Raw genomic sequence first — 14,932 nt, 5'->3', positions numbered from 1 at the left:
GCGCGCACCGCCGGGGTGGCGCGGATCCCCGCTCCGCCGTGGGCTGCCGGTGCGAGCGCGGCCGGCGCCTCGGCGCGCACCTCCTGGCCGACCTGCATCTCGCCGACCACGGTGCCGGTGTCGGCGGTCTCGGCGCCGCCCTCGAAGCCGGCGAGCGGTGCGCCCACATGCACGAGCTGGCCGACCTCGCCGTACAGCTTCGCGACCCGCCCATCGTAAGGGGAGGGGATGTCCACGATCGCCTTGGCGGTCTCGACCGATACCAGCGGCTGGTCGGCGGCGATCTCGTCGCCCGCCTTGACATGCCATTCGACGATCTCGGCTTCCTGCAGTCCTTCGCCCAGGTCGGGCAGCTTGAAGATCTTCATGATGCCTCCAGGGTCTTGCGCGCCGCCGCGACGATGCGTTCGACGCTCGGCAGGTACTGGGTTTCGAGCCGCGACAGCGGCATCACCGTGTCGTAGCCGGTGACGCGCTGCACCGGCGCGAGCAGGGAATACAGGCCCTCCTCGGCGAGGCCGGCCGCGATCTCGGCGCCCAGGCCGGCGGTGCGCGCGGCCTCGTGCACGATCACGCAACGCCCGGTGCGGGCGACCGACTCCAGGATGGTCGGCAGGTCGAGCGGCTTGAGCGTGGCGACGTCGATGACCTCGGCCGAGATGCCCTCGGTGGCGAGCGCGTCGGCCGCGGCCTGGGTCTCGTGCAGCATCGCGCCCCAGCTCACCAGGGTGAGGTCGGTGCCGCCGCGCAGCGTGAAGCACACGTCCAGCGGCAGCGCCTCGCCGTCGTCGGCGACCTCCTGGCGGAACAGGCGGTACATCCGCGTCGGCTCGAGGAACATCACCGGGTCGGGGTCGCGGATCGCCGCCAGCAGCAGGCCGTAGGCGCGTGCGGGCGAGGACGGCATGACCACGCGCAGGCCGGGGGTGTGGGCGAGCATCGCCTCCGGGCTCTCCGAGTGGTGCTCGGGCGCATGGATGCCGCCGCCGCAGGGGGTGCGCACGACCAGCGGGCAGGTGAGCCGGCCGCGGGTGCGGTTGCGCAGGCGCGCGGCATGGTTGATCAGGTGGTCGATCGCCGGATACAGGAAGCCGGAGAACTGGATCTCCGCCACCGGCCTGAGGCCCATCGCCGCCATGCCGATCGCGGTGCCGACGATCGCGGTCTCGGCGAGCGGGGTGTCGACCACGCGCCCGGCGCCGAAGCGCTGCTGCAGCCCGACCGTGGCGCGGAACACGCCGCCGTTGGCGCCGATGTCCTCGCCGAGCAGCACGACCGCCTCGTCGCGCGCGAGCTCGTGGGCGAGGGCCAGGTTAACCGCCTCGACGAGATTGATCTCAGCCATGATCGCCTCCCGGTTGTCCGCCCGCCTTGCGCGGCGTGAAGCGCAGGGCCTCGTCGCGCTGGGCCACGAGCGCGGCGGGCAGGGTCGCGAAGAGGTGCTCGAACATCGCCGCGGTGGTGGGCGGCGGGGTGTTCAGATAGGCCTCGACCGCGGCATTCACGGTCTCGGTGCATTCGCGCGCGAGCGCCTCCTCCTTGTCCGGCCCCCAGGCGCCGAGCCCGACCAGGTGGTTGCGCAGCCGGGTCAGCGGCTCGAAGGACCACTGCTCCTGCACCACCGCAGGGTCGCGGTAGCGCGAGGCGTCGTCGGCGGTGGTGTGGTCGCCGAGGCGATAGGTGACCGCCTCGATCAGGGTCGGTCGACCGCCGGCGCGGGCCTTCGCCAGCGCTTCACGGGCAACGTGGTGCACTGCAACGAGGTCGTTGCCGTCGACCTGCACGCCCTCGACGCCGGCGGCGATGGCCTTCTGCGCCAGCGTGGCGGTGGCGCTCTGCGCGCTGCGCGGCACCGAGATCGCCCACTGGTTGTTGCTCACCACGATCAGCAGGGGCGCCTTCCACACCGCGGCGAAGTTGAGCCCCTCGTAGAAGTCGCCCTTCGAGCTGCCGCCGTCGCCGAGGAAGCACACCGCCGCGCGCGCCTCGCCGCGCAGCTTGAAGGCATAGGCCGCGCCCGCGGCGTGGCAGACCTGGGTGCCGATCGGCACGCAGTTGGGAAAGTCGTGGCGGGCCTGGGCGAAGTCGCTGCCGCGCTCGTCGCCGCCCCAGTAGCGCAGGCTCTCCTCGATGCGCACGCCGCGCACGAGCTGGGCGGCGTGCTCGCGATAGGAGGGAAACAGCGCGTCCTCGGCACGCATCGCGCTCGCCACCCCGACCCCGATCGCCTCCTGGCCGAGCGCCGACGCGAAGGTCCCGAGCTTGCCGGTGCGCTGCAGCGCGATCGCCTTGGCGTCGAAGGTGCGCGTGAGGTACATCGCGCGGTACATCGGGACCAGCTGTGCGGGATCGCGCGCGAAGTCGGGCAGCGGCCCGAGCGCCTCGCCCTGCGGGTCGAGGAAACGGACGTGATCGATGTGGAACCGGGCGACAGTGCTCATGGCGCGCTCCCTTCAGGCTCGGTCGGCCCCGCATGCCTGCGCGCCCCGGTCGGGGTTCGTCTCCTTTGGGCGCCGGTGGCATCCGGGCGTGGATGTCGTCGGCGACCGGGTGGCGGCGCCGCGACGTTTTCCGTTTGCGGGATTGGAGCGCGCCCGTGCGCGGATGTTCCCGACGCGGTTGCCGCTTCGTCAGCGCGCGCCGGTGAGGCCGCCGCGGTGGCGGTCGCGATAGCCGGCGTGGAGGCCGTCGTCGTCCTGCCAGAAGAAGGCGGCCTCGAGGTAGCCCGGCCAGCGCTCCGGGCCGGCCGGCGGCGGGCCGAGGAAGCGCGCCGCCGCGATCGCGAGCAGGATGTCGTGGGTGACGAAGACGTGCAGACCGGGCGAGCCCGCGGCGATCGCGAGCATGTGCATGGCGAGGTTCTGCGCGCCCACGCGCGCCGGACGCGTGCCGGGCAGGTCCTCGTCGGTCGTCGCCAACTGCTCCATGATCCCCTCGCTGCCGAGGCGCTTCCAGTTCTCGCCCGCCAGCGCGCGGTCGAGCACCCAGGCGCCGGGGTCGCCGAGCATGCGGTCGGTGACGATCGGTGGCGTGTCGCCGGCCACGCGCGCGAAGACCTCGGCGGTGTGCACACAGCGCTGCAGCGGGCTGGTGTGCAGGCTGCGCAGGCGTCCGTGCAGGCGCTCGCCAAGGCTGCGCGCGAGCTCGACGCCTTCGGCGTTGAGCGCGTTGGCGTAGCCGAGGTCGCCGGGCGGCAAGGGGTCGCGCACCGAATGGCGGACCAGCATGGCCACGCCGCGCTCGGCCGGCACCGCGTCCAGCCAGCGCAGGGTGGCGGCGGGGACCCGCCAGTCCGAGGCGTCCGTACTCATCGCGGCAGGCCCGGCTCAGAGCTTGTGATCTTTTCGATCACGCCCGCAGAAGGGGGCGTGAGCGGGTTTGTGACCGCTGTAACGCTGGGATGATCTGTTCAGCATGAATGTGCTCGCGCCTTCCGGCTTCTTGGGTCGTCCTTCGCCGTTTCGTACTCTAAAACCCCGATTTCGGAGGCTGCAGGCGCACCTTTCCCCAGGGCGAGCATCTCCGGCGCCAGGCTGGCCATACGCATCAGCTTGCGGGCCAAGGCAAGGAACAGGACAAAGGCGTTGACGGGGAATTCTCACAAACCCTCGCTGGACGCCCTGGCTTTTCTTCATCCTACAAGGCCTTTGTCCACATCATCGACTCGATGTTCAATCAGCATGCCAAGCGGCTCAAGGCCACCAGCATGGAGATCCCGTGGCGACGGCCGATCGCCTCGCTCGACGAGCTGCTCACCTTGCATGTCTGGCGTCAGGACCACAAGGGCTTCTCACACCAGGACCCGGGCTTCATCGATCATTTGGTCGACGAGAAGGCGGACATCATCCATGTCCATCTGCCGCCCGGCGCCAACATGCTGCTGGCGGTCGCCGACCAACGAGCATGTGCGCGCCTGCGCATGGCGAGCGGCGCGCGTTATGTGCGCCAGCCGACAGACGGGATCGGCGCGAGGGCTCAGTTTGATCAAATCCGAGCCGAACGGTGCAGGGGGTTTTCCACCGATGCGACGCATCCTCGCCGGTCCTCTCCGCTCCTTGGCAAGGTGGGGTGCATGACCCGGCGCGATCCGCCAAGGCATCACTTCCCGCTTCATCAGATCAAGGAGTAATGCCATGAGAACAATGCACGGATTGGCCGTTGGTACGGTCGCAGCCGCGATGCTGCTCGGCCTCGCGGGCTGTGCCGGCATGTCGAATCAGGACAAGAACACGGCTGTCGGCGCCGGTGTCGGCGCGGTCGGTGGTGCAGTGCTCACCGGTGGCAGCGCCATCGGCACCGTCGGGGGGGCCGCGGTCGGCGGCATCATCGGTCACGAGGTCGGCAAGTAAGGTCTCGCGATGCGCGCGCACGGCGCGGGGCTTCAAGCCCGAGCCGTTCTGGAACGACGGAGAGCCGCTCCCGAGCGGCTCTCCGTCGTTCACCTTCTCCCCGTGCTCGTGGCGCTTGCTAGATCCGCCACATCAGGAAAAGGATCAGCACGACCAGCAGCACCACACCGAGCAGTCCGCTGGGCGCGTAACCCCAGCTCCGGCTATGCGGCCAGCTTGGAAGAGCGCCGATCAGGAACAGGATCGGCACGATCGGCAGGATGGTTCCGAGTGACATTTTAGTTTTCCTTGCAGTCATTGAGTGCCTTCGGCACGGCGCCCACAAACCGCGATCGCAGCAATGTTGCGTCGTGCGTTCGGGCTGAGGACCGGTCGGGATGCGCGGCGCCAAACGAGTGGCTGCGCGTCACCCTTGCCTTGGCCGAGTCTTGGCGAGACGTGATCTGCGGTCTGTTGGCTGGCGCACAGACGGGTTTGGCCGCAAGGACGAGTATCCGAATCCAGCGTATCCCCGACCTTATTCACAGGGAATACCCGCCCGGATTCGAACCGTCGGGCCAACGACGCTCAACAGGAGCAATTATGAATACCCAACTCAATGCAGCCGAGCACAGTGCGGTCGCGGACATGCGCGGGCAGGTGGTGCAGGATCTGAAGGGGCTTGTCGCCGATACGGAGAGCCTGCTCAAGGAAGTGCTCGCCGCCAGCAGCGACGAGTTCGCCGCGGTGCGAACGCGCATCGATGACCGCCTGGGCGAGGTCAGTGTGCGTCTGGACAAGGCGCGCGTTGCGGCCGGCCGACGCATGGGTGAGGCCGCCGACATCACCCACGAGTATGTGGTCCACAACCCCTGGAAGGTCCTCGGCGCTGCCGCCGTGGCCGGGTTGGTCATCGCCACGATGTGGCGAAGCCGGTGATGCATGAATCCGGCGCGGCATGTCCGCAACCGGACTGAAGCAGCAGTCAGAAGTCCCGCGTCACCAAACTTTGGAGATTCCGATCATGAAACAGCTTGGCAAGTATCTATCCGCGCTTTTCCTCTCACTCACCCTGATCACCGCCGTGGGTTGCGCCTCGACCTCGAAGCAAGAGGGCATGGGCGAGTATGTCGATGACAGCGTCCTCACGGCCAAGGTCAAGGCGGCCATCTTCGAACATCCCAGCCTCAAGTCCGCTGAAATCAACGTCGAGACCTTCAAGGGCGTGGTCCAGCTCAGTGGCTTCGTCAATTCGCAAGCCGACATCAACACCGCGGTCGGACTGGCACGCGGCATCACGGGCGTGCAGTCGGTCAAAAACGACATGCGCCTGAAGTAAGCGATGCCTTTCCCGTGGCCACTGCTGAAGCGCATCATCGACGGTGGCCGCGGGGCTTCCCTTGCGGTCTTTCCAGCGTTGCGCTCCCGAATGGGGAACGCTGCCGACGCCGAGTCGCCATTGCGCGCAGAGCTGTTCAGCAGCGAGCAGATGGCGCAGCACGGCAAGGCCCTTGCCGCCGCCCATGAACTCGCGTCGGGCCCGCGTCCGGACCAACTGCTGACCCGGCTGGCGGCCAACGAGCACGCACTTGTCGAAGCCTCGCGGCGTCTTACCACCGCCGTCACCGAGGGCCGCCGCATTACGCCGGCGGGCGAATGGCTGCTCGACAACTTCTATCTCATCGAGGAACAGATCCGCACCGCACGGCGACACCTGCCGCGCGGCTACAGTGTCGGCCTGCCGCGCCTGGCCAATGGGCCATCGGCCGGGCAGCCGCGCGTGTACGACCTGATGCTCGAGATCGTGTCGCATGGCGATGGTCGCGTGGATGCCGAAGAGCTGCGCCGCTTCATCGCCGCGTACCAGACCGTCAGTGCATTGAAGCTGGGCGAGCTCTGGGCGATCCCGATCATGCTGCGGCTCGCGCTGGTCGAGGGCCTGCGCCGAACCAGCGTGCGGGTGGCCGATGCCTGCGCCGAGCGTGATCTGGCCGACTCCTGGGCCGACCGCGTGACCGAGGCTGCCGACACCGACCCCAAGAGCCTGATCCTGGTGCTAGCCGACATGGCGCGCTCGAACCCGCCCATGAGCTGCACCTTCGTTGCCGGACTCGTGCGTCGGTTCCAGCATCGCGGCCCCGCGCTGGCCTTGCCGCTGTCGTGGATCGAGCAGCAGCTTACCGAACACGGCATGACGGTCGAGCAGTCGATCCAGGCCGAGAACCAGCAGCAGGCCGCCGATCAGGTGTCGATCAGCAACAGCATCGGGAGCCTGCGGTTGTTGAGCGCGCTGGACTGGCGCGCCTTCGTCGAGACCATGAGCGTGGTCGAGCATGCGCTGCGTGAGGACCCCAGCAGGATGTACGCGGGGATGGATTTTGCAACCCGTGACCGTTACCGGCACGTGGTCGAGGCGATCGCGAAGAAGAGCGCCTGCAGCGAAGGCGGGGTGGCGCACCAGGCGGTAGTGCTGGCGGGTGGCGCTATCCCGGCGGGTGAGCAAGCAGGGGATCGCGCGGAGGATGCGGAGGAGAAAGGCGACGCGTCAGCCCGCGCCGGGCACGTCGGCTTCTATCTCATCGACAAGGGCCGGCCGGCGCTCGAGCGCGCGGTCGCCTTTCGTCCATCCCGGCGCGCGGCGTTGAGGGCTCGGGCGCGGCGTTGCCCGCTGGCTCTCTATCTCGGCGCCATCGCGCTGTTGAGTATCGCCATCGCCGTCGGCTTGCTCTGGCCCTTGCACGCCCGCGTCGCGGAGGATGCTGCGGTGGGCGGAGGAGGGGCTTGGCTGCTGGCCGCGGCAGCTGCCCCCCTTGCGCTGCTCGCCGCGAGCCGGCTGGGCGCAGCCCTGGTGAATTGGCTGGCTACGCTGCTGGCGACGCCGCACCCGCTGCCACGCATGGACTTCTCGGCCGGCATCCCGCCGCAGTGGCGCACGCTGGTGGTGGTGCCGACCATGCTTACCAGTGCGGACAACGTCGACGAGCTGGTCGAGGCGCTGGAAGTACGCTTCCTGGCCAATCGCGACGACAGCCTGCATTTTGGCCTGCTCACCGACCTGCTCGACGCCCGCCAGCAGTCGCTGCCTGAAGATGCCGCGCTGGTCGAGCGCGCGCGCCTCAGCATCGATGCGCTCAACCGCAAATATGGCGATGGCCGGCCCAATGCCGCTGGCGACATCTTCTTCCTCTTCCATCGCCCGCGGCGCTGGAACCCGAAGGAAGGCGTGTGGATGGGGCATGAGCGCAAGCGCGGCAAGCTCGCCGAGCTCAACGCGCTGCTGCGCGGCATTCCCGCTGCCCGGGGCGCGGGCTTCGCGTGCGTGGTGGGCGATACCGCTGCGCTGTCCGGGGTGAAGTTCGTCATCACCCTCGACACCGATACCCAGTTGCCGCGCGATGTGGGTCGGGTGCTGGTGGCGGCCATGGCGCACCCGCTCAACCGCCCGCAGCACGATCGGCTCACGCGCCGTGTCGTTGCCGGCTACGGCATCCTGCAGCCCGCGGTGGCGATCAGCCTGCCGGGCGCCAGCCGCTCCCGCTATGCGCGCTTGAATGGTGGTGAATCGGGAGTCGATCCGTACACGCGGGCGGTGTCGGACGTGTACCAGGACCTCTTCGGCGAAGGCTCCTTCGTCGGCAAGGGCATCTACGATGTCGAAGCGTTCGAACACTGCCTCGGCGGCCGTCTGCCGCCAGATCGCATCCTCAGTCACGACCTGCTCGAGGGCTGCCATGCGCGATCCGGGCTGCTCAGCGACGTGTCGCTCTACGAGGACTATCCGGCGCGCTACGGCACGGACGTGAGCCGCCGTCAGCGCTGGATTCGTGGCGACTGGCAGCTCATCGCGTGGCTGCGGTCGCCCGTGCCGGTGCAGTGCGCCGAGCCCACGGCCGGCGAGGGTGGCGAAACCCGGGCCCCCTGTCGCGAGCCCAATCCGCTGTCGGCCCTGTCGCGCTGGAAGCTGTTCGACAACCTGCGCCGCAGCCTCGTCCCCGCGGCGCTGGTGCTGCTGCTGGTGCTGGGCTGGATCGTACCCGGCGTGGCATGGACGTGGACGCTGTCGGTGATCGCCATCGTACTGCTGCCGTCGGTGCTCGCGACGCTGCACGGGTTCGTGCACAAGCCGCAGGAGGTGAGCTGGCTGCAGCACGTGACCGCGGCAAGAATCGCGGCGGCGCGCCGCGGCGGACAGGTGGCGTTCGAACTGGCCTGCCTGCCGCACGAGGCCTGGTTCAGTCTGGATGCGATCCTGCGCAGCGTGTGGCGCATGGCGGTGTCGCACCGACGGCTGCTGGAGTGGAACCCCTCCAGCGAGGCCGAGCGGGCCTCGGCCCAGCGTGGCGCCCATGGCTTCGCCAGCGTGCTGCGCGCGATGTGGATGGGGCCGACGCTCTCTGGCGCCGTGGTTTCCCTGCTTGCGCTGACGAATCCCGCCGCCCTCGGTGCGGCGCTTCCCGTACTGCTGCTGTGGTTCGCATCGCCCGCCATCGCGTGGTGGATCAGTCGGCCGCTCGCCCGCCCGGTGGTGGAGCTCTCGCTCGAACAGCTTCGATTCCTGCGCGTGTTGTCGCGCCGGACCTGGGCCTTCTTCGACACCTTCGTCGGTCCCCTCGACCACTGGCTGCCGCCGGACAACTTCCAGGAATATCGCGTGGGCCTGGTCGCCCACCGCACCTCGCCCACCAACATCGGCATGGCCCTGCTGGCGAACCTGTCCGCCTACGATTTCGGCTATCTCACCGCCGGCGGCGTCGTGCAGCGCACGGCCGATACCCTGCACACCCTGGCCGGGTTGGAGCGCCACCGCGGGCACTTCTACAACTGGTACGACACGCGCACGCTGCAGCCGATGCCGCCGCTCTATGTGTCCACGGTGGACAGCGGCAACCTTGCCGGCCACCTCATCACGCTGCAGGCAGGCCTGCGCGCGCTCGGCACCGACCCGATCGTGCCGGCGCGGCTGCTCGAGGGCGTGCGTGACACCTTCGCCATCGTCGAGGCGGACTCCGATATCGCGCCGGATCGCCTGGCGGCATTTGGCCAGGCGCTGGCGGGCGCGGCCGGTACGCCGACCATGGCCCTCGCGGCGCTGCGGGCCAGTCTGGCGGCACTGGCCGGTCTCGCGGAGGTGCTGGTCCCCGCAGCGGGCGAGCGCCCAGGGGGCGAGAACATGCAGGGCGACAGCGCACAGGGTGACAACGTGCTGCAGCGGGAGACGCGCGCGCCCGAGGGCGCCGGGGGCGAATGGCCCCGGGCGCTCGCGGGCCAGTGCCGTGCGGTGCTGGATGAAGTCGATTTCCTTGCCCCCTGGCTGAGCCTTGCGCCGCTTCCGCCGGGGCTGGAGGCAGAGCTTGCTGGCGAGCTTGGCGCCGAGCTCGCCGGCGCGCTCGCCCCGATCGGTCCGGACGCGCCGATTCCGACCCTGCTGGAGCTCGCGAGCGTGGACGTGCGCTGCGCACCGCTCATCGCCGATCGCCTGGCGCTGGCGGCGTCCGCGGCCGCGACTGCGCCCCGCCATGCCTGGCTGAGCGCGTTGCAGCGCCAGCTCGTCATCGCCGGTGCGCGTGCCCGCGAGCGTCTCGCGACCATCGACACACTGGCCATGCAGGCCGGCGAGCTGGGGCATATGGAGTTCGGCTTCCTGTACGACCACGCCCGCCATTTGTTCACCATCGGCTACAACGTGGCGGAACAGCGTGTCGATGCGAGCTATTACGACCTGCTGGCGTCCGAAGCACGCCTGAGCACCTTCGTCGCCATTGCCCAGGGGCAGATCCCGCAAGAGAGCTGGTTCGCCCTTGGCCGCCTGCTGACCCGCACCGCGGGCGAGCCGGCGCTGCTGTCGTGGAGCGGGTCGATGTTCGAGTACCTGATGCCGCTGCTGGTGATGCCGACCTACGACGACACCTTGCTGGACCAGACCTGCCGGGCGGCAGTGGCGCGCCAGATCGAGTATGGCCGCCAGCGCGGCGTGCCTTGGGGCATCTCGGAGTCCGGCTACAACACGGTGGATGTGCACCTCAACTACCAGTACCGTGCCTTCGGCGTCCCCGGTCTGGGACTCAAGCGCGGCCTGGCCGACGACCTGGTGGTCGCACCCTACGCCTCGGCGCTGGCGCTGATGGTGGCGCCCGAGGAGGCGTGCGCCAATCTGCAGCGCCTGGCCGCGGCAGACTTCATGGGCCGCTTCGGCCTGTTCGAAGCCATCGACTACACGCCGGCGCGCCAGCGGCGCGGGCAGGAATGCGTCGTGGTGCGCTCGTTCATGGCGCACCATCAGGGCATGACGCTGCTCGCGCTCGCCTCCCTCGTGCTGGCGCGCCCCATGCAGCGCCGCTTCGAGGCCGATCGGGAGTTCCAGTCGGCGCTGCTGCTGCTGCAGGAACGCATCCCGCGCGCGACCGAACTGTTTCCGCACACTGCCCAGCTCGCCGAGATGCACTCGGCGGCGCCCGCTGAGGAACCACCGATCCGCTTCTTCGACACGCCGCACACGCCGATGCCCGAGGTTCAGTTGCTGTCCAACGGGCGCTACCACGTCATGCTCAGCAACGCCGGTGGCGGCTACAGCCGGTGGAAGGAGCTCGCGCTCACGCGCTGGCGCGAAGACGGCACCTGTGACAACCGTGGCGCGTTCTGCTACCTGCGCGAACTGGGCACCGGGCAGGTGTGGTCGACCACCTGCCAGCCCACGCTGAAGCCATCGGCCGTCTACGAGGCGATCTTTTCCGAAGGCCGCGCCGAGTTCCGCCGCCACGACGTGCTCGGTGACGGGAGCTCGAGCGAGGGCAGCGCAGGGGAGGGCGGCGACAGGGTGGACGTAGGCAGGGTGGACCAGATCGAGACCTACACCGAGATCGTCGTCTCGCCAGAGGACGACATCGAGCTGCGCCGGGTGCGCCTCACCAATCGCTCGGGCCAGCGCCGACAGCTCGAGCTCACCAGCTACGCCGAGGTGGTGATCGCACCACCGGCCACCGACGCCTTGCATCCGGCGTTCAGCAGCCTGTTCGTGCAGACCGAGATCGTGCGCGCCCGCCAGGCCATCCTGTGCACCCGCCGGCCGCGTTCGCGCGACGAGCAGGCGCCGTGGATGTTCCATCTGATGGTGGTGCGCCCGCAGGCGTCCGGAGTGGCGTCCGGGGTTGGGGCTGAGCCTGGTTCCAAGGCCGGGCCGGGCACGGTGTCTTACGAGACCGATCGCGCACGCTTCATCGGCCGCAATGCCAGCACCGCGGAGCCACTGGCGATGCGCGCCGCGGGGCCGCTGTCCGACAGCGAGGGCTCGGTGCTCGACCCGATCGTGGCCATCCGCTGCACGGTCACCCTCGAGCCTGACCAGACCGCCATGATCGACATCGTCACCGGCATCGCCGAGCGCCGCGAGGTGGCCGAGTGCCTGATCGACAAGTACCAGGACCGCCACCTCGCCGACCGCGTCTTCGAGCTGTCGTGGACGCACAGCCAGGTCGTGCTGCGCCAGCTCGACCTGAGCGACGCCGACGCCCAGTTGCACGCTCGCCTGGCGAGCGCGGTGCTCTACGCCAACGCCGCGCGCCGCGCCGATGCCAGCGTGCTGGTGCGCAACCATCGCGGCCAGTCCGGGCTGTGGGGGTATGCGATCTCGGGCGACCTGCCGATCGTGCTGCTGCAGATCGCCGACACGGCCAACCTCGATCTCGTCCGCCAACTGGTGCAGGCCCACGCCTACTGGCGGCTGAAGGGGCTGGCGGTGGATCTGGTGATCTGGAACGAGGAGCACGTCGGCTACCGTCAGCGCCTGCAGGACGAGATCATGGGTTTGATCGCGTCTGGCGTGGGCGCGAGCGTGATCGACCGGCCGGGCGGCATCTTCGTGCGCATGGCCGAGCAGATCGCCAGCGAAGACCGCATCCTGCTGCAGTCGGTGGCGCGGGCGGTGCTCTCCGATGCGCGCGGCACCCTCGCCGAGCAGCTCGACCAGCCAGCTCCGGCCAGGGTGCGCGAGCCGGCCTTCCGGCCCCGGCGCAGCGATGCGCTGGCGCTTGCGTCCGACAGTCCCGGGACGACGACTTCAGGGGCTGCGGGCGTGTCGGGGCCGGCGCCGCGCACCGATCTGATCCTGGGCAACGGCTTGGGCGGCTTCACCGCCGACGGGCGCGAGTACGTGATCACGCTCGCGCCCGGGCAGGTCACGCCCGCGCCGTGGGTGAACGTGCTCGCCAATACGTCCTTCGGCACCGTGGTGTCGGAGCGCGGGGCGGCGTACACGTGGGGCGAGAACGCGCACGAGTTCCGCCTGACGCCGTGGGACAACGACCCGGTCAGCGATGCGGGCGGCGAAGCGCTCTACCTGCGCGATGAGGACAGCGGCGAGTCGTGGTCGCCGACGCCGCAGCCGATGCGGGCCGAGGCCACGTGCGTGATCCGCCACGGCTTTGGCTACAGCGTCTTCGAGACGCGGGTGCATGGCATCGTCTCCGAGCTGTGGGTGTATGTCGCCACCGATGCCGCGATCAAGTTCTCGGTGTTAAAGCTGCGCAACGAGTCCGGACGGCCGCGTCGGCTGTCGGCGACTGCGTACGTCGAATGGGTGCTGGGCGACCTGCGGGCGAAGTCGGCCATGCACGTCAGCACGGAAATCGACTCCGCCAGCGGCGCATTGCTGGCGCGCAATCCCTTCAATGCCGAGTTCGCCGAGCGTGTGGCCTTCTTCGATGTCGATGATCCGACCCGCAGGGTGAGCGGCGACCGTGCCGAATTCGTCGGTCGCAACGGCAGCCTGCGCCATCCTGCGGCCCTGGGGCGATCGCGCCTGTCGGGCACGGTGGGGGCGGGGCTGGACCCGTGCGGGGCGATCCAGGTCACGGTCGATCTGCCAGCCGGGCAGGCAGGCGAGATCGTGTTCCGCCTCGGCGTCGGCCGCAACGCCGACGAGGCCAGTGTGCTCGTGCGCCGGTTCCGCGGTGCGGAAGCCGCGCGCACGGCGCTCGAGGCGGTGTGGCAGCGCTGGAATCACACCCTCGGTGCGGTGCAGGTCGAGACTCCCGAGCCTGCGCTCGATGTACTCGCCAATGGCTGGCTGATGTACCAGACCCTGGCGTGCCGGATGTGGGCGCGCAGCGGCTACTACCAATCGGGCGGCGCCTTCGGTTTTCGCGATCAGTTGCAGGACGCGATGGCGCTGGTCCATGCGGAACCCGGGCTGGTGCGCGCGCATCTGCTGCTGTGCGCGAGTCGCCAGTTCATCGAGGGCGACGTGCAGCACTGGTGGCACCCGCCCGCGGGGCGCGGCGTGCGCACCCAGTGTTCGGACGACTACCTGTGGCTGCCGCTGGCGGTGTGTCGCTACGTCAGCACCACCGGCGACACCGGCGTGCTCGACGAGCGCCAGCCCTTCCTCGAGGGGCGGCCGGTCCTGCCCGAGGAGGACTCCTACTACGACCTGCCCATGCGCTCGAGCGACGAGGCCAGCCTCTACGAGCACTGCGTGCGCGCCATCCGCCACGGCCTGCGCTTCGGCGAGCGCGGCCTGCCCCTGATGGGCTCGGGCGACTGGAACGACGGCATGAACCGCGTCGGCATCCAGGGCCGGGGCGAGAGCGTGTGGCTGGGCTTCTTCCTGTGCGAGGTGCTGGGGCGATTCGCCGACCTGGCAGACAACCGCGGCGATCATGATTTCGCCGGCTTCTGCCGCGGCGAGGGCGCAGCACTGCGCCAGCGCATCGAGCAGCACGCCTGGGACGGCGACTGGTACCGCCGCGCGTGGTTCGACGACGGCACGGTGCTCGGTTCGGCGCAGGGCGCGGAATGCCGCATCGATTCGATCTCGCAGAGCTGGTCGGTGTTGGCGGGCGTTGCCGACGAGGCGCGCTCGCGGCGGGCGATGCAGGCGGTCGACGAACACCTCGTACGGCGCGCCGACGGCCTCGTCCAGTTGCTCGACCCGCCCTTCGACAGCGCCCGGCTCGATGGCGCCGGCGCCAGTGGCGCCAGTCTCGACCCCGGCTACATCCGCGGCTACGTGCCGGGCGTGCGCGAGAACGGCGGCCAATACACCCACGGTGCGATCTGGGCGGCGATGGCCTTTGCCGCTCTCGGCGACGGCGAGCGGGCGTGGGAACTGCTGCGCATCATCAATCCGGTGAACCACGCGCGCTCGCCCCAGGCGATCGACGTCTACAAGGCGGAGCCCTACGTCGTTGCTGCAGATGTCTATGCGCGCGCGCCGCACACCGGGCGCGGGGGCTGGAGCTGGTACACCGGCTCGGCAGGCTGGATGTACCGGCTGATGATGGAGTCGCTGCTTGGGCTACGCGTGGAAGGCGATCGGCTATGCTTCATGCCGAACCTGCCGGCCGAGTGGCCGCAGCTCAGGCTTCACTACCGTTATCGGGAAACCGTCTACCACATCCTCATCGTGCAACTGCCCGCCCGCGGCGATGCGGCGGGCGGTCTTCAGCGCGTGAGGCTCGATGGGGTGGAACTGGCTGACCGCAGCATTACGCTGGTGGAAGATCAGCGCGAGCATCGGGTCGAGGTGGAGGTGTGGCGCAAGGCCGAGGCCGCAGGCCTGGGCGGCGGGGCCTGAGCGCAGCGCGCCCGGCGCGGGCGCGCAGGAGATA

Annotated in this window: 9 protein-coding genes and 1 pseudogene; 5 read left to right on the top strand and 5 right to left on the bottom strand. The window is 69.6% G+C overall.

From position 1 onward, the window contains the following. The 4 genes from C665_RS03410 to C665_RS03395 form a co-directional block, all read right to left on the bottom strand. The coding region (locus C665_RS03410; RefSeq protein ID WP_004300084.1) for a biotin/lipoyl-containing protein at nt 1–368 on the bottom strand (368 nt) is incomplete at its 3' end. Further along, nucleotides 365–1,345 (bottom strand): alpha-ketoacid dehydrogenase subunit beta, encoded by a 981-nt coding sequence (locus C665_RS03405; RefSeq protein ID WP_004300082.1) that lies wholly within the window; start codon nt 1,343–1,345, stop codon nt 365–367. The genes C665_RS03405 and C665_RS03410, both read right to left, overlap by 4 nt. Then, nucleotides 1,338–2,441 (bottom strand): pyruvate dehydrogenase (acetyl-transferring) E1 component subunit alpha, encoded by a 1,104-nt coding sequence (gene pdhA, locus C665_RS03400; RefSeq protein ID WP_004300080.1) that lies wholly within the window; start codon nt 2,439–2,441, stop codon nt 1,338–1,340. Before pdhA ends, C665_RS03405 begins: the two co-directional genes overlap by 8 nt. Before the next feature lie 189 nt (nt 2,442–2,630). Further along, the gene (locus C665_RS03395) at nt 2,631–3,311 is read right to left on the bottom strand and encodes a histidine phosphatase family protein (protein WP_004300079.1); all 681 of its coding nucleotides are present in this window, start codon (nt 3,309–3,311) and stop codon (nt 2,631–2,633) included. 305 nt (nt 3,312–3,616) lie between these two features. On the opposite strand from C665_RS03395, the pseudogene C665_RS03390 reads away from it, so the two are divergent. Next, a pseudogene (locus tag C665_RS03390) lies at nt 3,617–4,129 on the top strand (hypothetical protein); the annotation flags it as partial. A 13-nt stretch (nt 4,130–4,142) separates the two neighbouring features. Then, entirely contained in the window at nt 4,143–4,349 is a 207-nt protein-coding gene (locus tag C665_RS03385; RefSeq protein WP_004300075.1) for a YMGG-like glycine zipper-containing protein, read from the top strand. A 118-nt stretch (nt 4,350–4,467) separates the two neighbouring features. Here the strand turns inward: C665_RS03385 and C665_RS20005 are convergent, their stop codons facing one another. Next, a complete protein-coding gene (locus tag C665_RS20005; protein ID WP_004300073.1) occupies nt 4,468–4,626 on the bottom strand; it encodes a DUF3309 domain-containing protein in 159 nt (52 codons plus the stop codon). Nucleotides 4,627–4,931: 305 nt separating this feature from the next. Between C665_RS20005 and C665_RS03375 the strand changes: the two genes are divergently transcribed. The 3 genes from C665_RS03375 (at nt 4,932) to C665_RS03365 (ending at nt 14,898) form a co-directional block, all read left to right on the top strand. After that, nucleotides 4,932–5,267 carry an ElaB/YgaM/YqjD family protein gene (locus C665_RS03375; protein ID WP_004300071.1) on the top strand — a complete coding sequence of 112 codons (336 nt, stop codon included), beginning with the start codon at nt 4,932–4,934 and terminating at the stop codon, nt 5,265–5,267. An 85-nt stretch (nt 5,268–5,352) separates the two neighbouring features. After that, a complete protein-coding gene (locus tag C665_RS03370; protein ID WP_004300069.1) occupies nt 5,353–5,667 on the top strand; it encodes a BON domain-containing protein in 315 nt (104 codons plus the stop codon). 120 nt (nt 5,668–5,787) lie between these two features. Then, nucleotides 5,788–14,898, top strand: a complete 9,111-nt coding sequence (locus C665_RS03365; RefSeq protein WP_004300067.1) for a glycoside hydrolase family 94 protein — start codon at nt 5,788–5,790, stop codon at nt 14,896–14,898. Nucleotides 14,899–14,932: the final 34 nt, after the last annotated feature.

It is taken from the genome of Thauera aminoaromatica S2, from assembly GCF_000310185.1.
In the GTDB taxonomy this organism is placed as follows: domain Bacteria; phylum Pseudomonadota; class Gammaproteobacteria; order Burkholderiales; family Rhodocyclaceae; genus Thauera; species Thauera aminoaromatica.
This window is presented reverse-complemented; position numbering and strand designations above follow the sequence as displayed.

Coding starts and splice junctions, on each gene's coding strand:
- C665_RS03405 (WP_004300082.1), bottom strand. CDS start 1,345: ATGGCTGAGATCAATCTCGTCGAGGCGGTTAACCTGGCCCTCGCCCAC.
- pdhA (WP_004300080.1), bottom strand. CDS start 2,441: ATGAGCACTGTCGCCCGGTTCCACATCGATCACGTCCGTTTCCTCGAC.
- C665_RS03395 (WP_004300079.1), bottom strand. CDS start 3,311: ATGAGTACGGACGCCTCGGACTGGCGGGTCCCCGCCGCCACCCTGCGC.
- C665_RS03385 (WP_004300075.1), top strand. CDS start 4,143: ATGCACGGATTGGCCGTTGGTACGGTCGCAGCCGCGATGCTGCTCGGC.
- C665_RS20005 (WP_004300073.1), bottom strand. CDS start 4,626: ATGTCACTCGGAACCATCCTGCCGATCGTGCCGATCCTGTTCCTGATC.
- C665_RS03375 (WP_004300071.1), top strand. CDS start 4,932: ATGAATACCCAACTCAATGCAGCCGAGCACAGTGCGGTCGCGGACATG.
- C665_RS03370 (WP_004300069.1), top strand. CDS start 5,353: ATGAAACAGCTTGGCAAGTATCTATCCGCGCTTTTCCTCTCACTCACC.